The sequence below is a fragment of the Brachyspira sp. G79 genome, assembly GCF_002379365.1.
Taxonomy (GTDB): domain Bacteria; phylum Spirochaetota; class Brachyspiria; order Brachyspirales; family Brachyspiraceae; genus Brachyspira.
On sequence record NZ_JQIU01000007.1, the window covers coordinates 237,112 to 261,754 of the forward strand.

Consider the following 24,643-nt stretch of genomic DNA (forward strand, 5'->3'; position numbering starts at 1 on the left):
TTTTTAATCAAAATAAAAAAATCAAAATTTATCCATAGCTTCAGTTTCACTTGTAAATATTGGGAAAAAACTTGTTATTTTTGTAAGCTCAAACACCTTTTTTACAGGTTCTGTAACTTTTACAAAACATATTTTACCATTTACCTTCTTAAAAGTACCAAGTGCCGAAATAAATACTCCTATTCCGCTGCTGTCTATATAATAAACATCTTCCATATCTATTATTATTTTCTTGGCACCAAGCTCTATTTGGGAAAAAATAACATCTTTTAAATCTGATGAAGTATATACATCTATATCTCCATCTAATTTTAGTATAGCAGTGTTATTTTCAAGTTCTTTAACAGAAACTTCCATAAAAAACTCCATTTAATTCTCTTAAACTTCTTATATGTTAATATTAACCTAAATAATATTTTTTACAATAGTTAATTCAAAATATTTTTAATATGTATAAAATGTATAATTATTCGTACGTATAAATAGTATGATATCAATTTATACAAAAATTTTGTAAAATTTATCATACAATATCTATTGACAATAAAAACTAATTGTAATAATATTGATTCTAAAATAAAAATGACACTAGTATCATTTTTATTTTTCATATTAAATTTAAAATTAAGAGGTGAACGCCAAAATAATACAATGCCTAAAGTAAATCAAGAGTATTTTGAAAACAAAAGAAAGATAATATTAGAAGCAGCTATGAAAGTTTTTCTAAAAAAACCTGCTTATAGTGTTACAATGAAGGATATTATTAAAGAAGCAGAGTTAAGTCAAGGAGGGGTTTATAAATATTATTCAAATATAGATGATATTGTTGTTTCACTTTTAAATAGCAAAAAAACTAATATAAATCCTAAAGATATCATAGAAAAATATAATAATGAACCTGAAAAAGTTATATTTGAATTATTTGAATACTTTAAGAAGTTTTTTTTCATTACGGCAAGCGAATTTGGTAAAATAATGTTTGAACTTCAGCCAATCTTTTTTAATGATAAAAAAAGATTTGAAAAACTTAAAAAAAGCATAAATAAAGATGTTAATTTATATTTTTGGCTTACTGAATTATTTTTATTTATAGATAAAAAGATAGAAGAGAAATATTTTGTGCCAATAGCTGAACATAATGATATTTATATGCAGATTATAGTAACTATAGCAGGTATAGGAACTGAATTAATATTAACTAAATATTATGATTTTGATAGAAAACTCTATTATTATAGAGATAACATGGAACAAAATAGAAATTTAGAGATTAATTTGAACAATTTAATTGATAATTTGTGTAAAACTGTATTATATTTACTTGGAAGCAAATACAGTTTTGAGAATTTAAAAAAAACAGAAGAGTAACTTACGTATATTTAGATAAGGAGTGCTAATGAAAATTAAGATAGAACTTACAATATTTTTATTAATGTTTTTTACTGTGAATATTTTATATTCTCAGACCAATACATTAACTTATGCTGCATATATGGAAACTATAAGGGATCAGATTCCAGAATTAAAAATAAATGCTGTTACTGAAACTAATGCTGAAATGAATCTTCTTAGTGCTAAAAGTTCAGGAGATGTTAATTTATCTGCTCAGCTTGGTGCTGTAGGAAAATACGGAAGTTTATCAAGCGGAAGTACTGCTTCAACAACAGCAGGTCCTACTGTAGAAGCGGCTGGAATACAGGCTGGAATCGGTGTAGGATCATTAATACCATATAGCGGAACTACTTGGTCTGTTAATTTAACTCATAGCTCTTTTTTGGGTGGGAAATTATACCCAGACGGTGTTAATTCTGTAGATTTTAATAATTATCTGCCTTCTCTAACAATAGAAGTTACCCAGCCTCTTTTGAGAAATTTTTTCGGTAAATTAGATAGATATCCAATTAAAGATGCAGAATATGCTCTTGCCATAGCAAAACTTCAAAGAAAATTAGATGATGCAAGTGTTATAGTATCATATCAGAAAATTTATTATCAATGGATAATGTATGAAAAACTACTCGCATACTACAGAAGTATGTATATCACTGCAAAAAGATTTGAAAATCAGATGAGAGACAGATATAACAACGGACTTATAGATAATGACTCATATCAGAATGCAAGAACTCAAACTATGGTATACAGTGATTATTATGCTCAGAATCAGGTTTATTTAGAAAGTCTTTTAGCAACTGTGAGTTTCTTTATGCCAGTAACTAATATAAAACCAGATCATACCACTTGGGATGCTTATTTAGATTTGGGAAGCAATATGCAGATGGAAAGCGTACCTTTTGCAGACAGTGTAAACGGACAAATTGCATATCAGTCAAAAATAAGAGCAGAATATACACTTGAGGCTATGAAAAATGGAACTTTACCTAATTTAGACTTAGTAGGAAGTGTTAGTTTAAATGGACTTAGCCCAAACAGCGACGGATATTTTCAGTCTTTTGGAAGTATGACAAATGTTGACTTCTTTGCAGGAGTTCAGTTCTCATACCCTATAGGAAACAGAGCAAATAAAGCTCAGTATCAAATGGCTGAAAACTCTTTATACGGAATTATAGCTCAGTATGATCAATTAGAAAAAGATTTTAATACTCAATTACAAACATATATTTCAAGATTTAATGCCTACAAAAATTTAATAGCAAGCAAGCAAATGCAAATAAGGGCTATTAATTCTAGAATAGCAACTCAGCTTCAAAAATTAGATCAGGGACGTTTGGAAATTGATGATTTGCTTACATCAAGATTAGACTTAGTTGCTACGCAAACAGAACTTTTAAATCTTCAGTACGAGTTTATAACAACTATATTTGATTATAGGGCTCTGCTTGCAATTGATTATGAATAAAAAAACTTTTTAGCAATTTTCATAAGGATTTAGAGGAATAAAATAAAAAATCATCTGGAGGTTAATTAAATCATTAGCCTCCAGATGACAAAATCTTTTAAATTTTTAATTTAATAAATAAAATAAAAAATAGGAGTGCAGTAATATATGGAAAAAATTATAGTATTTTTTGCCAAAAAAACTATGCTTGTAAATATAATAGTATTAGCTATATTATTCGTTGGAGGTTATTACTATTTTAACTTACAAAAAGAATCAATACCTTCAACTGATTTAGACAAAATGCTTGTGGCTGTAACATACCCCGGAGCTACTCCTCTTGATGTAGAGCAGAACGCTGTTATACCTATAGAAGAAGAACTTCAGGCTATAGCTGGTATAGATGAATATGAAACTACAATTATTGAAAATGTTGCTATAATATTAGTAACATTAGATGAAACTCTTCCAGACAGACAGCCTGTTAAAGATGAAATATTCAGACAAATGCAGAACGTTCCAGACTTGTCAGAAGATGTTGAAGAGGTTACAACTTATGACTTAAACCCTAATAAAATGTCTATATATACATTAGCTGTACACTTTAAAGAGGGTATGGAAGGTGATGAGAGAGAATTATTTGATGTAAGCCAGTGGCTTGAAAATGAGCTTGTAAGGCTTGAAGGTGTAGGCGAAATAAGAATAGACGGAAGAACTGACCCTGAAATTAAAGTTTATGTAGACCCAATAAAAATGAGGCAGAACTATATAGCTTTAAGTGATGTTGTAAATGCTCTTAGTGTAAGAAATGTAAGAGCTACAGGCGGTGATATGGAATCTGGAGGAAAAGAACAAACTGTTGTAACTTACGGAGAGTTCCAAAATCCATTAGAAGCAAGCAATGCTGTTATACGTTCTACTTTTAATGGTCAAAGAGTAAGAGTTAGTGATATAGGACATGTTGAAGAAGGATTTGAAGATAAAACCGTTTATATGAGAGTAAACAAATCTCCTGGTTATTCTTTATCAGTAGTAAAAAATGAAAATGCGGACATTCTTAAAACTATTAATGTGGTAAACCAATACTTAAAAGATAATGCTGACTTAATACCAGATAATATTCAGGTATCTGTTATGGGAGATAATTCAAGAACTATAAAATCTCTTTTAAGTATTGTAACTTCAAACCTTATTCAAGGATTTATAATCATATTTATAACATTAATAATATTCTTAGACTTTAAAAGTGCTATGTTTACAAGTTTGGGTATGATTATTACTATGTTTTCTTGTTTTATATATATGCAAATAGCAGGAATAACATTTAATACTATGTCATTAGCAGCTATTATTACCGTACTTGGTATGATAGTAGATAACTCAATAGTAGTATCAGAAAATATATTCAACTTCAAACAGGCTGGATATAAAGGACTTGAAGCAACAAGGCTTGCTGTAAGCGATGTTGTTATGCCTATGGTAGCTTCTACTCTTACAACAGTTGCAGCATTCTTCCCTATGCTTACAATAAGCGGTATGATGGGTAAAATATTAAATCTTTTCCCTAAAATAGTTATATTTACTCTTGTTGTAAGTATGCTTCAGGCTACTTTGCTTTTGCCTAATCAATTGCAGGACAAAGAAGATAAATATAAATCATATAAGCCTAAAAAGAAAAGTAAATTTAAAAACCCTCTCGATTTTGACAAAGATGCACTATTTGATAAAATGAAAATACCTTTTGGTGTAGCATTAGAAAAATTAATTCATATAAGATATATTGTAATAGGTTTCTTTGTTGCCCTTCTTATAGCTTCAATATTTTTGGCACAAAGTAGTTTCAAAAATTTTGTACTTATATACGACACAAGTGCTGATACTATAGTTATCAATATAGAAATGCCTACTGGTACTACTAAAGAAGTTACAACAAAAGAGATTGCAAAAATAGAAGATGCTGTTTTAAATGTAGTAAAACCAGAAGAGCTTGTTGCTTTATATTCACTTGTAGGAAAACAGGTTGACCAAGAGGTTGTTTCCGAAGAAAAAGGAAGTTTGGCTGGTATTATGGTTTATTTAGTACCTGCTGCTGAAAGAAACAGAACTGCTGATGAGCTTGTTGCTTTAATTAACGATGAAATAGATAAAACTGATATAAGACAGACTGTCCCTATATTTAGTATGAATACAAAAGGAAGTATTGACCCAGGAGATCCTGTAGATATAAAAATAGTAGGAAACGATACTGAGCTTGCTAAAAAAGCTAAAGAAGATATAAAAGCATTTTTAGCTACTGTTCCTGGAGTTATTAACATTGATGATGATGACAAAGTCGGTAAAGAAGAATTAAGAATTATGCTTGATTATGATAAAATAGCAGAACTTGGCGTTAATGTAGCTACTGTAGCTAATGAAGCTAGAACTGCCTATTATGGTACCGAAGCTACTTACATACAGGAGCTTGAAAATAAATTAAACTTCAGAGTAGTATTTGATGACAAATATACTTATGATACACAATATCTTACTAATCTTCTAATACCTAACACAAGCGGAAGACTTCTTTATCTTCATAATTTAGCAACTATAGAACCCGCAGACGGTCTTGCAACATTAATGCACTATAATGGACAGAGAACAATAACTATTACAGCTGATATTGAATATGGACAAAATACATCTCAGCAGGTTATGAATGCTGTTAGAGAAAAATATAAAGACTTCTCAAAACAATACAGAGGATTAAAGCTAGAGTTCGGTGGTGAAGCTAAAGAAACTGTTAAAGCGTTAAAACAGTTAGCTTTCAGTTTTGCTATGGCATTTATATTCGTATATATTGTATTGCTTTTACAGTTAAACAGGTTTATACAGCCTATTATGATAATGATAATTATTCCATTTGGTTTAATTGGGGTATTATTAGGTTTTGCTATACACAGAATGCCTTTATCATTTATGGGCGTAGTAGGTATTATTGGTTTGGCGGGTGTTGTAGTAAACAATGGTATTATACTTGTTGACCTCATTAACAAAATCATAGATGAAGGGGTAGAAGGAGGTAAAAAAGGGGTTGCCAAAGCTATTGTTGATGGTACTAAACAGCGTCTTCGTCCTGTATTTTTAACTACAGTTACTACTGTTGTAGGGCTTTTACCTACTGTATATGGTATAGGCGGCAGAGCCGACATTATTATTCCTATAGTTATGGCATTAGCTTATGGGCTTTTATTTGCTTCACTTCTTACACTCATATTCTTACCTTGTATGTTTATGATTATGTTCGACTTGAAATTAATAAAAATTCCTCCTACTAAAAATCCTTCAGATGAGATTACCACTACTATAACAACTACGGCAAATTAATTTAATTCTTATAAAAAATAATTATTAATTAATCCCTGATATTTTAATAAATATCAGGGATTATAATTTTCATATAAAGTTTAATTATTATTTATTTATGATAGTTGACAATTTTTCTATTTATAAATATTATTATTAACAAAAAATTAATATACTTTGAAGCTGATTAAATGAAGGAGCTCAATAAAATTATGGCTAAGACTATTAAATGCAAATCTTGTAAAACTGTAAATGATAAATATGCAAAACAATGCCGTTCATGCGGTACATTACTTTATCCTGAAATATCATATAAAAATGCAGCAATAGTTACAATTGTGTTAGACATTTTTTTTACTTTTGTATATCTTTTTGGAATATATCTTTTTATTGTTAATGCCAATAATAATGAAATACCTAAATATATTACTATACTTCCAGCCCCAAATACACTGCCTTATTTTTTAATAATAGTTCTATTTTTAGTATTTGCTGTTACTAAGATACTTTATATATTAAATGTATTTGTATTAAAAAAAGATATCATATTTACTATAAGACGATTTAGTATGTTTATTGAAGCGGTTATAATGTTTCCTATTCAAACGATACTGGCATTATATTTTTATGAGCCTGCTACAAATCAGGATAAAATAGTAAAAAAAATGGATTAAACTTATGCCTTTAAATATATTAAAAAGCATAAAAAGTGCTTATAAATTTATCAATGAAAATAAAAACTCTTCTTCCATTTCTTCAATTGCATTAATACCGACTATGGGAGCTTTGCATGAAGGGCATGTTTCATTAATAAAAAAAGCGAAAAAAGAATGTGATGTAGTAATAGTAAGTATATTTATTAATCCGCTTCAGTTTACAAAAGTAGAAGATATAGAAAAATATCCAGAAGATATAAATAAAGATAAGCAAACTTTAGAAGAATTAGAAGTTAATGCACTATTTTTGCCGTCAGTAGAAGAAATGATACCTGATAATTATAGCACATATATAAATATGGATAATATATCTTCAATAAAAAGACCGCTATATTATAAAGGAGCAGTTACAATAACAGCCAAACTTTTTAATATATTCTATCCCACACATGCTTATTTTATAGAGCATGATTATCAAAAAATATTTTTAATAAAAAAAATGATAAAAGATTTTGGATATAATATATCAGTAAAAACTATACCTATAGTAAGAAATGAAAACATGCTCGCTTTAAGCAGTTTAAATAGCCTATTAAGTGAAAGAGAAAAAGAAGAAGCATCAGTAATATACAAATTATTAAAAGAAGCAAGAGAAGAGTTTAAAAAAGCAAGTACAAAATCATCTTACTTAATGGATATAATAAAAAATAATCTACGTTCTCATAAAATGTTAAAATTAGAATATATTGATATTGTTGATAAAGATACTTTAACTAGCGTAGAAACTGCCGCAAAAAACTCTATTATATTAATATCCTGCTACTGCGGATCTACTAGATTATTAGATAATATGCCTTTGAAATAATATTATATAGTTTCATATTTTACATCTATAATAATTATAGTAAAATAAAAAGTAGAAAATAAATACAAAATACCAACTGACAATTCAAAAAAATATTATATTATATTTTTTTACTTCCGAATACTAAAAAAGATTATTACTACAAAATAATTATGAGGTGTATTATTTATGTTTAAAATTATTATTCAGAGAGAAAAAGAATATCAAAATGTTTCTAAACCTAAGTCCGATAAAAAACCTGAAGGTTCTACCGTTGGAATTTTGTATATATTAGATGAAAAATGCAACAATATTTTCAACTGTTTTACTTTAGAAAATATAGGTCCTTCCACCGATGAAAAAGAAAAAGATAGAAGAATTATTGCTAGAAATTATAAATTAGAATGGACTGTTACATCGCTTAATGGTGTTGTACCAAAAGAATATAATAATAAAGCACTTCTTATCACATGCGATGATGTACTTCCTTCTTTTAGGAATAGAAGAATATTAATACATGTAGGAAATTATCCTCAAGATACTTTAGGGTGTATACTTCTCGGGGCTGTAAATAATGATAATGGAACAATAGAACAGAGTGTCAAGGCAGTAACAGAATTTTATAATATAATAAATAAATATGGAGCAGAAAATTTTGTTATTGCTATAAATGAGATAAAATAATAACTTGCTGAAAAACAAATAAATATTTATACTATAGTATTTTTATAAAGAGTGAGCTATTTTTTTAATTAGTAAAAAATAATACATACTTATATTTTAATTAAAAGAATATAAGTAGTTTAAAAACAAGTATATTATAAAAGCTGGGATTCCCAGCTTTTTATTAAATCTTTTACACATTATTAAATATTCTTACCTAGCCCCTTTATCATAAGGAACTCCTGATGCTTTTGGTGCCTGTGAATTTTTAGAAGTAAATGCAAGCACTATTATAGTTGTTATATAAGGTATCATTTTATATATATTATTCGATATAGGAAGATTTGCAAGTATAGGTATTCCAGAATAAGCAGAAGCTAAAGTTTTCATAAGTCCAAAGAAAAATGCAGCATATAATATCTTCATAGGTTTCCATTGTCCAAATATTAATACTGCCAAAGCCAAGAAACCATATCCTGCTACAGTGGCATTAAAGTTTGTAGAAGTAGGTATAACAAATACTAATCCTCCTAAACCACCCAAAGCTCCTGATATGGCAACACCTATATAACGCATTTTATAAACATTAATACCTACAGAATCTGCTGCCTGAGGATGCTCTCCGCAGCTTCTTAGTCTAAGACCAAATCTAGTTTTATAAAGCAAAAACCAAGATAATGCCAATATTATAAAACCTATATATGTTGTTATATATGTATTTTTAAAAAATAATCCACCTATTATAGGAATGCTTCCAAGTATAGGTACAGACTCTATTCTAAAATTATTAACAAAACTTATCTGCTGAACTGTTTGAATAGCTCTTGTTACATATATAGCAAAAGCAGGAGCAAATATATTTAAAGCAGTACCGCTTATAACTTGGTCGGCACTCATACTAATAGCAGCATATGCATGAAGAAGAGAAAATATTATACCAGCTAAAGCAGATATAATCATAGCAAGAAATAATGTAATAGCAGGAGGAAAATTAGCCCCTAATCTGCTTATAAAAAATATACCCGCAAAAGCTCCTATTATCATTATTCCTTCAAGAGCAATATTAACAACACCGCTTCTCTCAGAAAACATCCCCCCCAAAGCTACAAGTAAAAGCGGAATAGAAAAAAACATTGTCTGCTGAACTAAAAAATAAATTGTATCCATTGAAAATCTCCTTTTATCTAAAGTAGCTTTAAATATTTACTCATTAGCATTTTTCTCTTTTTTATTTAGCTTTTTAGATATAAACCCAACAATGGATTTAAAAAGCAAAGCAAAAGCACTAAAATATATAATAGAAGCAATAATCATCTCTATAATCTCTGGGGTAAAATTATATATCTGCATATAAAATCCTCCCACAGTAATATGAGCAATAAAAATCCCCGCTATTAATATACCTATAGGGTGAGAAAGTCCAAGCAAAGCAATAGGTATACCCATAAATCCTTCTTCAGCAAGTACATCAATAACCTCTATATGCTTACCTACACCAGAAAGATATAAAAGTCCTCCTCCTAATCCTGCCAAAGCACCAGCTATAACCATAGAAAGAATTATATTTCTTTTTTCGTTAATACCAGCATATTTACTGGCATCTTTATTAAATCCGCATGCTTTAAGCTCAAAACCAAATGTAGTTTTTGAAAGTATTATATATACTATTATTACAACTATCACAGCAATGAAAAAACCACCATTAGCACTTGAACCTTTAAATATCACATTAAGTCCCATAGTAGGCATTGTTGCAGAAGGCGGAATATTCTGAGACTGATTTTTAAGCATATCATAAACTGTAAGTGTAACAAGGTAATTAACCAAATACATACCAATATAATTCATCATAATGCTTGAAATAACTTCATTAACATTGAAATGAGCTTTCAAAAAACCGGGTAAATAAGCCCAAAGCCCTCCAGCTATAAAAGAAACAAGCAAAGCAATAACCCAATGTAAAGCAGGAGGAATAAATGTACATTTAATAGCAACAAGTACCGCAGCATAAGCACCAACTATAAATTGACCAGGAGCTCCTATATTAAAAAGACCATTTTTAAAAGCAAATCCTACAGAAAGTCCTGTGAGTATTAAAGGTGTAGCAGTATATATAACTTGCCCCATTCCTCTGCTTCCTCCAGAAAAACCACCCGAAAGTATTGTCATAAAGGCTGGAAAAGCATCATAAACATTACTTACTAAAAGTATTATAAGCCCCAGAAGCAACCCTATAATAATAGCAAGAAAAGAAGAGAATATATTAATAAATCCTTCTTTCTCCAAAATACTAGCCAATTTGTTTTTGAAATCCATTAAGTACTCCTTTTATAACAATACATTATTAATATTTATGAAACTTGTTCGTTAATAAGCTTATGGCATTCTAACGAATGTCAGGAACTCACAAGTTTTTTACTTCTTCTATACTCAAGCCTGTTAATTCGCTAATAAGATTAATATCCATATTTTTATTTTTCATATTGATAGCCAATGAATATTTTTCCTTTTCTATACCCTCTTTTATACCTTCCTCTCTTTCTCTTTTAAGCATTATAGTCTGTCCGTATAAAAAAGCATCTCTGGCATTATAAACTTCCATCTCTTCTTTACTTGATATAAATCTCTCATATTTATCTATTACTTTAGGCATAATACTATTAACCTCCTTCAATTTATCTTTTACTTCTTCCAAATCTTTTACAGTAAAAAACTCTATCCAAGATAATATTTTATTTTTCTTAATATCATCTGTATTTGAATTATATAATATTTTTATAAATCTTGGTATTTCTATAATATGCATTTGAATAATATCCAATGACACATTATGATTTTGAGTATCTATAAACTTAAAACATCTATGAGCTTTACCTTCATCATAAAAATCCATATTAAAATTTACAAAATTAATGCTTATAACCTGACTAATAATATCATAAGATTCATTCTCATTAAGTTCGCTTACTATATTTTTTGCTATATAATAATATATTCTCTTTACAAAATCTATATTTCCAGAAAGCTGTATCTCTATAATAATTTTTTTATTATCTTTAGTAATTGCTTTGACATCTAAAACAGACTCTTTAAGATTAATATTTTCAGGCAGATTATGAGGATTGATTATTTCTAAATTATAAACTTCTTCAAACCCTGAATCTCTAAGTACACAATTAACTATATTTTCAAGTATGTCTTCATTACCAACAGAACCTAAAAGATAACGTACGAAATAATCATTCATTCTATTTATGCTTCTCATAAAAAATAAACCAAAAATAATATAAAATTAAATATTATGCACTCCTCTTAGAGCCTGCCATATAAAGACCAAGTTCATTAATAGTTAAATCCTTATTAAGAACATTAGCTACTATCTCGCCCTCATATATAACTAATATCCTATCGCTTAAATTCATTACCTCATCAAGCTCTAATGAAACAAGTAAAATAGCCTTTCCATTATCTCTTTGAAAAATTAATTCTTTATGTATATACTCTATAGCACCAACATCAAGGCCCCTTGTAGGCTGAACTGCTATAAGTAAGTCTGGATTTCTGTCTATCTCTCTTGCTATAATTATTTTCTGCTGATTTCCTCCAGACATGCTCCTTGCTATAGTTTTAGAGCCTTCCGCACTTCTTATATCAAACCTTTTTATTAGTTCATCAGCATAATTATTTATTTCTTTAAACTTTAAAAATCCGTTTTTTTGAAAACTATCTGTAAAATATGTTTGAAGTATAGTATTTTCTGCAAGAGTATAATCAAGAACAAGTCCATGTTTATGCCTGTCCTCTGGAATATGCCCTATACCGCTTAATGTTTTTTTTCTTATAGATAAATTAGTAATATCTTTACCATTTAATGTAACAGTTCCGCTTGACATCTCCATAAGACCAGTAAGAGCATATATAAGCTCGCTTTGCCCATTTCCGTCAATACCAGCAATGCATACTATCTCTCCAGAATGTACATCAAAAGAAACATTTTTTACTAGATTTTTTTCGCTTTTATTATTAAGAGATTTAACATTTAAATTTTTTACAGAAAGTATTATATCTTTAGGCTTAGCTTCAGTTTTTTCCACTACTAAAGATACCTTTCGTCCTACCATCATTTCTGACATCTCTTCTTTAGTAGTGCTTTTTACATCAATAGTTCCTATATATTTACCCTTACGAAGAACAGAACATCTATCAGCAACCTCTTTAATTTCGTTTAATTTATGAGTAATAAATAGTATAGATTTACCTTCTTTTACCAATGACTTCATTATTTTCATAAGCTCTTCAATTTCATTTGGAGTAAGTACAGCAGTAGGCTCATCAAAAATAAGTATATTATTATTTCTGTATAGCATTTTTAATATTTCTACCCTCTGCTGCATACCTACAGTTAAATCGCTTATAAGAGAGTCTGGATAAATTTCAAGCCCATAAGTTTTGCTTAATTCCATTACTTTTTTTCTAGCATCATCAACCTGAAGTATTCCATGCTTCACGGTTTCAACTCCAAGCATAATATTTTCCAAAGCAGTAAAATTATGTACTAATTTGAAATGCTGATGTACCATACCAATACCTAATTCATTTGCCGTATTAGGATTATAAATATTTACCTCTTTTCCATTAACTTTAATAATGCCCTCTTCCTGCTTATAAAGTCCAAATAATACGCTCATTAAAGTGGATTTTCCAGCTCCATTTTCTCCAAGCAAAGCATGTATTTCACCTCGTTTTAACTGTATAGTAATATTATCATTAGCCACTATTCCCTTAAAACGTTTTGTAATATTAAGCATTTCAACTACATATTCTGAATTTTCCATATCTTTTATACCTATCTTACTATTAACTATTAAAAAAAATCATAAAAGAGATACCAACAATATAAAATGTCAGTATCTCCTAAAATTAACTAATCTCAATTATTGTATAAAATTAACTTTTACTGTATCTAAAGGCAATTGATTAATGTCTTTAGCATCTTTGTCCGTAAGAACTTTTATTTCTCCCACTACCATTCTTTGATATATAGCATCATAATCAGCTTGTGTAAATTTTTTAAATCTTGAAGTTTTCATAGGAAGCCCTATACCATTAACTTTAGCGTCAAGTACAACAGATTTTCCGCCCGGGAATTTACCATTATAAAAATCATCTATAGCATTATACACAGATTCACCTAGCATTTTCATAGCAGAAGTAATAACTGTATCAGATTCAGCACTTTGATCTATATCAACACCTATAACCAAAGCATTATTTTGTTCAGCAGCACTCATAACAGAGTTTCCAGCTCCTCCTGCAGGTGCAAATATTACCTGCACTCCGCTTTGATACCAAGAAGTAGCAAGAGTCTGATTTTCAGGAGTAGCATTAAAGTTTCCTATATATGTATAATTAATTTTCACACTTCCAGAAGACATTTCTTTAGCTGCATAATTAGCACCTTGTACAAATCCGTATCCAAATCTTATAACAGCAGGCACAGCCATACCAGCCATAACTCCCAAATTAGTATATCCTTCCTTTACTATAGCATATCCAGCTAAAAATCCAGCCTGCTCTTCAGCATAAAGCACAGAATAAACATTAGTTTCTATTCTAAAATCAGTATATGTTCCGTCCTGAGGAGTACCATCTAAAAGTACAAAAGCAACATTAGGGTGAGTATCCTGAGCTCTGTATACTGCAGGTTCAAATAAAAATCCGGGTGTTACAACTAGTTTTGCACCTGCTGCTACTGCCAAATCTATAGCATCAACATATGCGTCAGTTGTTTTTTGAGTAGGCTGATAATATTTATGAGATATTCCTTTTTCCTGAGCATACTGTGTCAAACCTTCCCAAGCACCTTGGTTAAAGGATCTGTCATCTATAGTACCAACATCTGTTATCAATGCTAGTTCATATCCTCCAGATTTTTTTCCGCCTCCGCATGAAACAGTTACTATAAAAGCTGTAACTATAATTATTGAAGTGAGAAACTTTTTCATATTTCTGTCTCCTATTTTTTATTATTTATTGCTCAATTTTTATTAAAGCCTAAATTAATATTTACTTTATATAATCTACGTTTACTATATTTAAAGGTAAATCCTTAACACTTTTTGCATCTGTATCTTTTAATACTTTAATATTTTTATTTACAAGAAGTTTATATATATAATCATAATTATCCTTAGTAAATACATTAAACTTTGAAGTTGTCATAGGAAGTCCTATTCCATTAACTCTTGCATCTAATATTACAGTCTTTCCGCCGTCAAATGTTTTATTATAGTATGAAGCAACAGCATTATAAACTGACTCTCTTATCATTTTCATAGCTGAAGTTATAACAGTAGGCGATTCAAAACTCTGATCTACATCAACTCCTATTACCAAGCCATTATTATTTTCAGCTGCACTCATAACAGAATAAGCAGCTCCTCCTGCAGGGGCAAATATTACCTGTGTACCGCTTTGATACCAAGAAGCCGCAAGAGTCTGATTTTCAGGAGTAGTATCATAATTACCTACATAAGTATATTTTATATTAATATCACCTTTTTTAAGTTCTAATTCATTTGCAGCATAATCAGCACCCTGTAGAAAACCATAGCCAAATCTTACAACTGCAGGGTGAGCAACTCCTCCTATAACACCTAAATTGGTATATCCTTCTTTAACTATAGCATATCCTGCTAAAAAACCAGCCTCTTCTTCAGCATAAAGTATAGCTATTGTATTATCTTCTGTTCTATAATCAGTATAAGTACCGTCCTGAGGCTCTCCATCTATTAATATAAAGTTTACATTTGTATAAATATCCTGAGCTTTATATATAGCAGGTTCAAACTGATACCCCGGAGTTACTATTAATTTAGCACCTCCTTTTACAGCAAGCTCTATAGTATTTAAATATGAATCTATATCTTTATCTGGAACTTTATAATATTTATGAGTTATACTATAAGTCTGAGCATAATCCTTTACCCCCTCCCAAGAGCCTTGATTAAACGATTTATCATCAACACTGCCCAAATCTATTAAAACAGCTATTTCAAAACTATTTGTGGTATTATTTTTTTCTTCTTTGCCGCATGAAAATAAAAACAAAGATACTGCTAATAATAATATTTTTTTATACATAATCCTATCCTAAACTATTATTTGTTTTTTATTTCTTATCTTTTGTTCTATTTCTTATCTTTTCTTATCTTTTTCTATTAAAATTTTAATAGATTCTATAATCAAATCTATTGCTTCTTCTCCTGTATAATCTTTTGAATCATTAATATTATTTTTCACCCTCTCCTGATTGTGAAGAACAAGCATAGCAGCACCAGTACGTACATTTTTGGAAGCTCCAACAGCAAAAAGCGTAGCAGATTCCATTTCAGAAGCCAAACAGCCTGCTTTAATATAACTATCCCATTTATATAAAAGCTCTTTATCAACAGCCATACTCTCTGGAGCATGCTGAGCATAAAAAGCATCTTTACATTGTACAACACCTACATGACTTTTTGTTTTTATTTTTTTAGAACCTTCAATCATAGCTTCAAGCACATCAATATTAGGCACACAAGGAAACTCTTTAGGTATATAATTATCCATAGTTCCGCCGCCTTTAACAGCACCATTAACTATTACGACATCCCCAGGTAAAACTCCAATATTCATACCGCCGCAAGTACCTACACGTAAAAAAGTATCAGCTCCAATCTTTATAAGCTCCTCTAATGCTATTGCAGTAGAAGGTCCTCCTATACCATGAGACACTGCAGAAACTTTAACTCCGTTTATATATCCTGTATAAGTGGCATATTCTCTATAATCAGCTATTAATTTTGCATTATCAAATCTTTTAGCTATTTTGGCACATCTTTTAGGGTCTCCAGGCATTATAATATATCTGCCTACATCCCCCTTTTTTAATTTTAAATGATGAACTAGATTTTCATTTTCTTCATAATAGGCTTTAGGAAACATATTTAATTACCTCTTTTATCTTTCTCATCTAATAAAACTATAGCTTCTAATGCAGTTAATATCATATTTTCTATATTATCGCTATATTCAAGATGAGTACCCATTCTCTCTATCATGGTATTTTCTACTATATGCATTATTCCTCCTGCACGCACTTTTCTTAAAGAAGCACATGCAAAAAGGGCAGCACATTCCATCTCTGAAGCTATTGCCCCGCATAATGTATAGTATTTAAGATTATTTTCAAATTTCTCTCTGAAAAAAGAATTCTCAGGCTCCAATTCTCCGTAAAAGCAATCCTTACTATGAACAACACCTATATGATAATTAGCATTTATTTTTTTAGCAGCGTCTCTTAAAGCAAACATAACATCAGTATCAGCAATAGCAGGATATTCAAAAGGTATATATTCTCTTGTAGTGCCTTCATCTTTGATTGCAGCCTGAGCTATAGCTAAATCATTAGGCTTTACCTTAAGACTAAGTCCTCCAGCTGTACCTACTCTTATAAAAGTATCCGCACCTATATTTATAAGCTCTTCCATAGCTATTGACGCAGAAGGTCCTCCAATCCCTGTAGAAGTTACAGAAACGCCTATACCTTTATATTTGCCTGTTACAGTAACGTATTCTCTGTTATCAGCTTTAAGAACTGCATCATCTAAAAACTTAGCAATATAGCCTACTCTTTTAGGGTCGCCTGGAAGAAGTACATATTTAGCAGCATCACCTTTTTTTAATTTTATATGATACTGAAGAAGTCCCTGTTTATTGGCCTCTTCATCATAAAAAGCCTTTATTTCTTTTGCTGATTCCATAATTTATACTCCATTTTTATTAGAGAAATATTTTATTTTTTTTCTGCATTTACTATAGCAATACCGCTGCTTGTACCAAGTCTGTTTGCTCCAGCATTTATCATTTTTATAGCATCTTCATATGTTTTTATTCCGCCTGACGCCTTTACACCCATTTCATTTCCTACAGCCTCACGCATAAGTTTTACATCATGCTCAGTAGCTCCTGCTGAAGAAAATCCTGTAGAAGTCTTTACAAAATCAGCCCCGCATTCTTTAGCTATTTTGCATGCCAAAACCTTCTCTTCATCTGTTAAAAGACAAGTTTCTATAATAACTTTTAATACGCTTGCAGAACAAGCATCACGCACCTTTTTTATATCACGTTCAAAAAGGTCTATTTTTCTGCTTTTTAGAAAACCGATATTTATAACCATATCTATTTCATCTGCACCACTGTCAATAGCAAATTTAGCCTCATAAGCCTTAGCCTCTTTCATCATAGCTCCCAATGGGAAACCTACAACTGAACAAACTTTTACATCAGAATGCAGAAGAAAATTATAAGCAACATTTACATAAGCGGAGTTAACGCATACAGAATAAAATCCATATTCTTTTGCTTCTATACATAACTTCCTTATATCATCTAGTGTTGCCTCTGGTTTAAGAATGGTATGATCGATTAATTTACTTATACTGTTCATTTTTTTCACCTCTGTTTCATATCATATAAAATATCACTCTATTTGTCAAATTTATTATGTATAAAAGACGAATTTATATATCTTATACACTTATAGTATAATAAATTAATTTGTTTAAATCATGTAAAATATAGAAATAATTTATTGATTTTTGGTTATGATAAAATACAAAATGAAAGCATCAAACACTTTCATTTTGTATTTTATGTAAACATTATCCTTTTACAACTTTTTTTATTGCTTCTATAACAATATCCTGCTCTTCTTTAAGAATATCATTATCTATAGGCAAAGCTATATTATGTTTTGAAGCATACTCAGATACTGGCATATCTCCTTCTTTGTAGCCCAATTTTTTTACTAAAATAGGAGCTAAATGTATAGGATGAGGATAATAAAGTGCTGTAGGAACTCCTAATTCAGCTAATTTTGCCCTTATTTCATCTCTATTATTTTCTACCTGTATAACATATTGTGCATGAACACTTTGAGTATATTCTGCTATTTCTGGTACTTTCACAATGCCTTTTAACTGTTCATTATAATATTTAGCGGCATTTCTTCTATATGCCATATCCTCTTCAAAACCTTTAAACTTCTCAAGCAAAATACCAGCCTGCATATTATCTAGTCTTCCAGTAGTACCCAATTTTACATGATTCATACCGCCTTCATCACCATGATGACGTAATTGTTTGAGATTTTTATAGAACTCTTCATTATCTGTAAATACCATTCCACCGTCTCCGAAACAGCCCAAAGGTTTTGCTGGAAAAAATGATGTAACAGCAATATCTCCCAATTTTCCAGAGCATGATTTTATATTTTTGTAGCTTGCCCCAAATGATTGGCAGGCATCTTCTATTACAAAAATATTGTTTTTTCTAGCGATATCAAGTATAACATCAAAATTAGCACATTGACCGAATAAATTTACAGGTATAATAGCTGCTGTATTTTTGTTTATTAAACTTTCAAGTTTTTTTACGTCCATATTGAAATATTCATCAATATCGCATACTCTCACTTTCATACCTAAAAATGAAGGAGCTTCAGCAGTAGAAAAAAATGTCATAGCTGGTACTATAACCTCTTTATTAGAATGATCCTCACCAGCATTAAAGCCTAATGCCAAAAGTGCAAGAACCAAACCAACATGTCCAGATGAAACACCTACCGCATATTTTGCCCCTGTATAATTTGCCAATTCTTTTTCTAATGTTTCTAATTCTTCACCAAATACAAACTGACTTCTCTCTATAATAGAAAATATTTTTTTATCGATTGCTTCTTTTCTTTTTTCATATCCCCTGTAAAGATTCATATATTTCATAAAAAATCCTTTATTTATATAAATAAATTGAAATTAAAATTTATATAAATTGTATTCAAATTATAATTATTGTCAATAGATTTATTAAAAAAAATATTATTAATAGTAATATTTTAAAAATACAGAGTAATAATTCTTGAAATACACGTTTTATTTTACTATACTATAATGTACTGATAATTTAATAAGAACAAGCGGAAATTGATTATGAATATGTATGTTAAGGATTGTCCCAAGCGAACAGAAAAAATATTATTTATGAAAAAAATACCCAGTGATAAATTATTAATACCAAAAATTTCTAAAGACTTTTTGGATATGCTCCATTCAAACGGTATAGAACAATGTGATGCTCTGCAAATAGCATTTGAAGAAGCACTTACCAATGCCATAATACATGGAAACAAAAACAATTATAATAAAAATGTATATTTCAATATCAATATAGATAATGAAAAAATAGAAATTATAATAGAAGATGAGGGTGAAGGATTTGATTATTTTACGGCTATGATAAACCTTACAGAATCACAGGAAAATATTTATAAAGACAGCGGAAGAGGTATATTCTTAATTTCTCTATATACAGATGATTTTTACTTTGAAGATAATGGAAGAAAAATAGTAATGATTAAGTATAGAAATTAAGAGGCAAATCTTTTTTATTATTTTTTATAAAATAGAGTAAAGAAAATAAACTGCTTAAAATCTCTGACATAGGAAAAGAAAGCCATACCCCAGTCATATCAAAAATATATGATAAAATAAATATTAATGGCATTATAAATATAAATCCTCTTAAAATTGATATTATAAATGAAGGCTTGGCATTATCCATAGCACTGAAATATACACAAGTTATAATATTATATCCTGCAAATATAAAAGCTGTAAAATACATACGAAGTCCATTAACTGATATATTCTGAAGAGTTACATTGTTATCTTTGTTAAAAATAGAAGTTATACTGTCTGCAAATATGAAAGTAAAAATATACACTATAATAGAAACTAAAGATGATAAAATCAAAGCGTATTTATATATTTTGTTTATATTATTGATATTGCCGTAATTAATGCTTATTATAGGCTGTATACCCTGACCTATACCCGTAAATATTGCTATAATCACCAATGCTATATTAGCTATTATTCCATATGCTGCTACCCCAACATTTCCAGCTATATTAAGTATTACTATATTAAAGGCTATCATAACAAAACCTGATGACACTTCTGTAATTAAAAAAGAAATACCTAATAAAGATATTTCAAAAATATTTTTTAAGTTTATATTAGGTTTTACTATAAAAAAAGTATTTTGCTTTTTAAAAAATATACTTGATAATATAATAATACTTACAATAGGAGAAAAACCTGTGGCAAGAACAGCCCCGAATATACCCATTTTTAGAGGAAATATAAATATATAATCAAAAATAATATTAAATAAACTCCCCATCACCATAGCAAGCATTGCAAGTTTTGGGTGATTGTCATTTCTTACAAAGCCTAATAAAACATTATTAAGCATAAACATAGCTGAAAATATAAATATCACTTTTATATATATGTCTGTCATGGCAAGTATTTCATCTCTAGCCCCAAGAATATATGCAATATCTTTTGTAAAAAATAAAGCTATAATAATAAAAAATAAATAAGCTGCAAATACATATATCAAAGCATTGGTAAAAACAGTATTTGCTTCATTATCTTTACTTTGAGTTTTTAATATAGCATACTTTGTAGCAGAACCCATACCAATCATCAAACCCAATCCGTTTATAAAGTTAAAAATAGGTATAGCTATATTTAAAGCAGTAAGCCCATCGGCACCGATTCCCCTAGCTACAAAAAAAGTATCCGCAAGTATATAACATGAAAGCCATATCATTCCAAGTATATTTAAAGATACATATTTTATAAATAAATTAAATATATTCATAAGTAATACTCCGTAAAATGCATAAGTATTCAATAATAAAAAAACGTTTGCTTTCATGCTCTCAAAATATACAGCATGAAACAAACGTTTTAAAAAATTTATCTTGTGACAAATTATTTTAATATTTATAGCAATAAATAAGAATCAAAATTACAAGCTATTTTTTATAATTATAAATAAAAAAAATTATAAGTCAAGAATTATGATTAATAATAGAGTTGTTTTTTAAATACTTGACAAGATTAACTATAAAATCGTATAAATTACATATTAGACATCAAAATATTGTTATTTTAAAATATTTTTATAGTAATTACAATTATTTATGTAATACTTTATACAAGAAGTCTTTAACTCTTTCATGCTTAGGATTAGAGAACAACTCATTAGGCTCTTCATCTTCAAGTATTTTTCCGTCATTCATAAAAAGTATTCTAGTAGCAACATTTTTTGCAAATCCCATTTCATGAGTAACTATAAGCATAGTCATACCTTCTCTTGCAAGCTCAACCATAACGTCCAAAACTTCTTTAATCATTTCAGGGTCCAATGCTGAAGTAGGTTCATCAAAAAGCATAATGTCTGGTTCCATTGCCAATGCCCTTGCTATGGCTATTCTCTGTTTTTGACCGCCTGAAAGTTTATTAGGGTATACATCTTTTTTATCTACTAGTCCTACTTTTTCTAACAATTCAATAGATTTTTTTTCTGCATTCTCTTTTGAAATCTTTTTTACTTTCATAGGAGCTAAAGTAATATTTTTCATAACTGTTTTATGAGGAAACAAATTAAAATGCTGAAATACCATTCCAAGTTCCTGACGCATAAGGTTAATATCAGTATCTTTGTCCATAATATTTTTGCCGTTTATGATAATGTCTCCTTCCGAAGGCTCTTCAAGACGATTAATGCATCTTAAGAATGTTGATTTACCGCTTCCAGAAGGTCCTATTATAGCAATGATTTCACCTTTTTTTACATCAACATCTATACCTTTAAGAACTTCCAGTTTACCGAATTTTTTATGTAAATTTCTTATCTTAATCACTTTCTCTCAAACCCTCCTCAACTTTTCTCATAAACATAGCAAATATTGAAGTTAGTATAAAATATATTATCCCTACAGCAATTAAAGGTTCAACTCCTCTGTAGGTTTGGCTTGTAATGATATTAGCAGATCTAAGAAGGTCAACTCCTCCTATAAACCCTACAACAGAAGTTTCTTTAAGAAGTGCTATAAACTCACTTACAAGCGGAGGAAGTATCTTTTTTATTGCCTGCGGTATTATAATTTCCTTCATAGAAAGAGAGTAATTCATACCCAAAGCTCTGGCTGCTTCCATCTGTCCTTTATCCAAACTCTGTATACCAGCCCTTATAATTTCAGCAACATAAGCTCCAGAGTTAATACCGAAAGCAATGGCTGCTATAATAAGTATAGGTGTGTCTCTTAAACTATCAACAAATACCACATTAGCCCATATCATAAGCTGTACAACAACTGGAGTTCCTCTTAAAATATTGACATATAAAAATGCTATTTTTGAAAGAGGATTAAAATTACTAAATTTTTTCGAGTTTTTGAATGGATAAAATTCTGAAAGCTGAAGCAAAGCTATAAAAATACCTAGTATAATACCTATAATAGTAGCAAGGGCAGTTGTTCCTACAGAAAATATCAATCCTTTTATAATATAGATGTATCTACCATTGGATATGAATATTACTTTAAGAAGTTCCAAATATTCAAGCATATAAACAAACCTTTATAGAAATATATCTTCTCTTTAAGTTTTTTATATATAAATATTTTAATTTATATTATCAAAATTAATTAAAAAATAAAGAGAAGACATATATATATTTTAATTATAATTAATTTGCAAAATATTTATTGAGTAAAGTTTCATAAGTTCCGTTTTCATTAATAGTTTTTAGAGCATCATTTACTTTAGTGAGAAGTTCGGTATCATCTTTTCTCATGGCTATAGAATACTCTTCAGTAGCAGAATCAGTTTCTATTAATTTTAATTCTTTATTTTGAGCAACATAATTTTTAGCAGGTTCATAGTCTAAAACCACAGCATCAACTTTTTGTGATTTTAATGCTAATATAGTTTCAGAAGTAGCATTGAATTTTTGAACTTCTACATTAGTCATTTCACTAACCAAAATATCTCCAGTATATCCTAATACAACCCCAACTTTTTTGCCTGCAAAATTATCAAAAGATGATATATCAGTATTATTTGAAAGTACGACTATAGACTGTTTAGAATTATAATAAGGTTCAGAGAAATTAACAAACTGTTTTCTTTCTTCTGTTGCAGTCATACCTGCTACTATAAGGTCTATTTTTTTAGCTTCTAAAGCTGGAAGAAGTCCGTCAAACTGCATGTCTACAACTTCAATTTCAGCTCCTATTAATTTTGCAATTTCATTTATCAAATCTATATCAAAACCAACAATATTATCACCTTCTCTATATTCGAAAGGTTCAAATTCAGCATTTGTTCCTACATAGAGTTTATTTTTATCCTCTTTTTTCTGACAGCCTATAAATACGGTTAAAATAATAGATATGGCTATAATTATTCTAAAAAGATTATTTTTAAACATGGCGGGCTCTCCTAAATTATTATAGTGTGAATTAATTAAAAAATACTATATGTAAAAATTTTTTATTTCAAATAATTTTATATAATAATATAAAAAAGTCAAGGTAAAAATAAAAATACTAATCATATAACAAAATATATTATTAACTGTTTAAAATATAAAGAAAATAAATAAATTTGTATAAAAAAACTATATAATATATAATTCTAACAATTTATAAAAAACAGGAGTATTAATGCGGGGTTCTGCTGTAGCAATAATATTTATAGTAGTAAACATAATAGCAGTAAGTATATTTTTAATAGTATCTACAACATCTATTAAAACTTCTATATTAACAGAGGAAAAATTATCAAGAGAATCTTTAAACACTATTATAGATATATATTATAAAAAAATATAGCATCTCAAAATTATTATAATGCAGTATCTGTTATACCAAGAATAGATATATATACGCTTCATTCATTAAGTAATTATATACAGAGGGTAAAAACTATAGAAGCCGATGCTACACTTATAGAAAAACCATTAACATTTCAGGAATATCAGTATCTTCAGGCTAGAATAACAGAAAATATTGATAAAATTAATTATACAGCAAGAAACTATCCAGTTCTTAGAACCAATCAGAATTATATAACAGCATTAAGCGAAATGCGTCCTATAATAGAAGATGAGAAAAAATCTATTTCACTTTATAACAATTATGTTGCTGAATATAACAAATTAACTACAACTCCTCCTTCAAGTATAGTGGCTGGAATAATGGGAAAATTTCCTTTTTTAAGATTTGAAACGGGTACTAATATTATAGCACAAACCGCACATATGTTTCAATAATTATTAATAAAATATAAAAAATAATATTTATTGTATGTTATTGTATTTGCAAAAAATGTAAGTTTT

At 29.1% G+C, this 24,643-nt stretch carries 24 protein-coding genes; 9 read left to right on the top strand and 15 right to left on the bottom strand.

The window, feature by feature from the left end:
• Positions 1 to 21: 21 nt before the first annotated feature.
• Positions 22 to 357 carry an STAS domain-containing protein gene (locus KQ44_RS01160; RefSeq protein WP_096735886.1) on the bottom strand — a complete coding sequence of 112 codons (336 nt, stop codon included), beginning with the start codon at positions 355 to 357 and terminating at the stop codon, positions 22 to 24.
• A 294-nt stretch (positions 358 to 651) separates the two neighbouring features.
• On the opposite strand from KQ44_RS01160, the gene KQ44_RS01165 reads away from it, so the two are divergent.
• The 6 genes from KQ44_RS01165 (at position 652) to KQ44_RS01190 (ending at position 8,365) form a co-directional block, all read left to right on the top strand.
• Entirely contained in the window at positions 652 to 1,368 is a 717-nt protein-coding gene (locus KQ44_RS01165; protein WP_096735887.1) for a helix-turn-helix domain-containing protein, read from the top strand.
• A gap of 28 nt (positions 1,369 to 1,396) precedes the next feature.
• On the top strand, positions 1,397 to 2,860 hold the full coding sequence (locus tag KQ44_RS01170) for a TolC family protein (protein WP_096735888.1): 1,464 nt from the start codon (positions 1,397 to 1,399) through the stop codon (positions 2,858 to 2,860).
• Positions 2,861 to 3,007: 147 nt separating this feature from the next.
• Positions 3,008 to 6,202, top strand: a complete 3,195-nt coding sequence (locus KQ44_RS01175; RefSeq protein WP_096735889.1) for an efflux RND transporter permease subunit — start codon at positions 3,008 to 3,010, stop codon at positions 6,200 to 6,202.
• A 191-nt stretch (positions 6,203 to 6,393) separates the two neighbouring features.
• The gene (locus tag KQ44_RS01180) at positions 6,394 to 6,855 is read left to right on the top strand and encodes a hypothetical protein (protein ID WP_096735890.1); all 462 of its coding nucleotides are present in this window, start codon (positions 6,394 to 6,396) and stop codon (positions 6,853 to 6,855) included.
• Positions 6,856 to 6,859: 4 nt separating this feature from the next.
• Positions 6,860 to 7,702 carry a pantoate--beta-alanine ligase gene (gene panC, locus KQ44_RS01185; protein WP_096735891.1) on the top strand — a complete coding sequence of 281 codons (843 nt, stop codon included), beginning with the start codon at positions 6,860 to 6,862 and terminating at the stop codon, positions 7,700 to 7,702.
• A gap of 168 nt (positions 7,703 to 7,870) precedes the next feature.
• Complete coding sequence (locus KQ44_RS01190; RefSeq protein ID WP_096735892.1) at positions 7,871 to 8,365, top strand: DUF5675 family protein; 495 nt, start codon at positions 7,871 to 7,873, stop codon at positions 8,363 to 8,365.
• Positions 8,366 to 8,557: 192 nt separating this feature from the next.
• Here the strand turns inward: KQ44_RS01190 and KQ44_RS01195 are convergent, their stop codons facing one another.
• The 10 genes from KQ44_RS01195 to KQ44_RS01240 all read right to left on the bottom strand — a co-directional run bounded on the left by KQ44_RS01195 (position 8,558) and on the right by KQ44_RS01240 (position 19,167).
• On the bottom strand, positions 8,558 to 9,511 hold the full coding sequence (locus KQ44_RS01195) for an ABC transporter permease (protein ID WP_096735893.1): 954 nt from the start codon (positions 9,509 to 9,511) through the stop codon (positions 8,558 to 8,560).
• 36 nt (positions 9,512 to 9,547) lie between these two features.
• Positions 9,548 to 10,660, bottom strand: coding sequence for an ABC transporter permease (locus tag KQ44_RS01200; protein WP_096735894.1), 1,113 nt, complete (start codon positions 10,658 to 10,660; stop codon positions 9,548 to 9,550).
• Positions 10,661 to 10,748: 88 nt separating this feature from the next.
• Positions 10,749 to 11,609 (bottom strand): Rpn family recombination-promoting nuclease/putative transposase, encoded by an 861-nt coding sequence (locus KQ44_RS01205; protein WP_205676536.1) that lies wholly within the window; start codon positions 11,607 to 11,609, stop codon positions 10,749 to 10,751.
• A gap of 34 nt (positions 11,610 to 11,643) precedes the next feature.
• Positions 11,644 to 13,179: an ABC transporter ATP-binding protein gene (locus tag KQ44_RS01210; RefSeq protein ID WP_096735895.1), complete on the bottom strand. Its 1,536-nt coding sequence runs from the start codon at positions 13,177 to 13,179 to the stop codon at positions 11,644 to 11,646.
• Between the two features lie 99 nt (positions 13,180 to 13,278).
• The gene (locus KQ44_RS01215; protein ID WP_096735896.1) at positions 13,279 to 14,349 is read right to left on the bottom strand and encodes a BMP family ABC transporter substrate-binding protein; all 1,071 of its coding nucleotides are present in this window, start codon (positions 14,347 to 14,349) and stop codon (positions 13,279 to 13,281) included.
• Positions 14,350 to 14,410: 61 nt separating this feature from the next.
• Positions 14,411 to 15,487 carry a BMP family ABC transporter substrate-binding protein gene (locus tag KQ44_RS01220; RefSeq protein WP_096735897.1) on the bottom strand — a complete coding sequence of 359 codons (1,077 nt, stop codon included), beginning with the start codon at positions 15,485 to 15,487 and terminating at the stop codon, positions 14,411 to 14,413.
• A 54-nt stretch (positions 15,488 to 15,541) separates the two neighbouring features.
• The gene (locus KQ44_RS01225) at positions 15,542 to 16,330 is read right to left on the bottom strand and encodes a nucleoside phosphorylase (protein ID WP_096735898.1); all 789 of its coding nucleotides are present in this window, start codon (positions 16,328 to 16,330) and stop codon (positions 15,542 to 15,544) included.
• Between the two features lie 2 nt (positions 16,331 to 16,332).
• The gene (locus KQ44_RS01230) at positions 16,333 to 17,148 is read right to left on the bottom strand and encodes a nucleoside phosphorylase (RefSeq protein ID WP_096735899.1); all 816 of its coding nucleotides are present in this window, start codon (positions 17,146 to 17,148) and stop codon (positions 16,333 to 16,335) included.
• Between the two features lie 32 nt (positions 17,149 to 17,180).
• Complete coding sequence (gene deoC, locus KQ44_RS01235; protein WP_096735900.1) at positions 17,181 to 17,834, bottom strand: deoxyribose-phosphate aldolase; 654 nt, start codon at positions 17,832 to 17,834, stop codon at positions 17,181 to 17,183.
• A gap of 214 nt (positions 17,835 to 18,048) precedes the next feature.
• Positions 18,049 to 19,167, bottom strand: a complete 1,119-nt coding sequence (locus KQ44_RS01240) for a DegT/DnrJ/EryC1/StrS family aminotransferase (RefSeq protein ID WP_096735901.1) — start codon at positions 19,165 to 19,167, stop codon at positions 18,049 to 18,051.
• Between the two features lie 207 nt (positions 19,168 to 19,374).
• Between KQ44_RS01240 and KQ44_RS01245 the strand changes: the two genes are divergently transcribed.
• Complete coding sequence (locus KQ44_RS01245) at positions 19,375 to 19,815, top strand: ATP-binding protein (RefSeq protein ID WP_096735902.1); 441 nt, start codon at positions 19,375 to 19,377, stop codon at positions 19,813 to 19,815.
• Here KQ44_RS01245 and KQ44_RS01250 read toward each other — a convergent pair.
• From KQ44_RS01250 to KQ44_RS01265, 4 genes are all read right to left on the bottom strand, one after another.
• Entirely contained in the window at positions 19,799 to 21,115 is a 1,317-nt protein-coding gene (locus tag KQ44_RS01250) for an MATE family efflux transporter (protein ID WP_096735903.1), read from the bottom strand. The genes KQ44_RS01245 and KQ44_RS01250 overlap by 17 nt on opposite strands.
• A gap of 319 nt (positions 21,116 to 21,434) precedes the next feature.
• Entirely contained in the window at positions 21,435 to 22,163 is a 729-nt protein-coding gene (locus KQ44_RS01255; RefSeq protein WP_096735904.1) for an amino acid ABC transporter ATP-binding protein, read from the bottom strand.
• Positions 22,156 to 22,869 (bottom strand): amino acid ABC transporter permease, encoded by a 714-nt coding sequence (locus KQ44_RS01260; RefSeq protein WP_096735905.1) that lies wholly within the window; start codon positions 22,867 to 22,869, stop codon positions 22,156 to 22,158. Before KQ44_RS01260 ends, KQ44_RS01255 begins: the two co-directional genes overlap by 8 nt.
• A gap of 121 nt (positions 22,870 to 22,990) precedes the next feature.
• Positions 22,991 to 23,734: a basic amino acid ABC transporter substrate-binding protein gene (locus tag KQ44_RS01265; RefSeq protein WP_096735906.1), complete on the bottom strand. Its 744-nt coding sequence runs from the start codon at positions 23,732 to 23,734 to the stop codon at positions 22,991 to 22,993.
• Positions 23,735 to 23,969: 235 nt separating this feature from the next.
• Between KQ44_RS01265 and KQ44_RS14660 the strand changes: the two genes are divergently transcribed.
• On the top strand, positions 23,970 to 24,137 hold the full coding sequence (locus tag KQ44_RS14660) for a hypothetical protein (RefSeq protein ID WP_240516411.1): 168 nt from the start codon (positions 23,970 to 23,972) through the stop codon (positions 24,135 to 24,137).
• A 164-nt stretch (positions 24,138 to 24,301) separates the two neighbouring features.
• Positions 24,302 to 24,577, top strand: coding sequence for a LemA family protein (locus KQ44_RS14665; RefSeq protein ID WP_240516421.1), 276 nt, complete (start codon positions 24,302 to 24,304; stop codon positions 24,575 to 24,577).
• Positions 24,578 to 24,643: the final 66 nt, after the last annotated feature.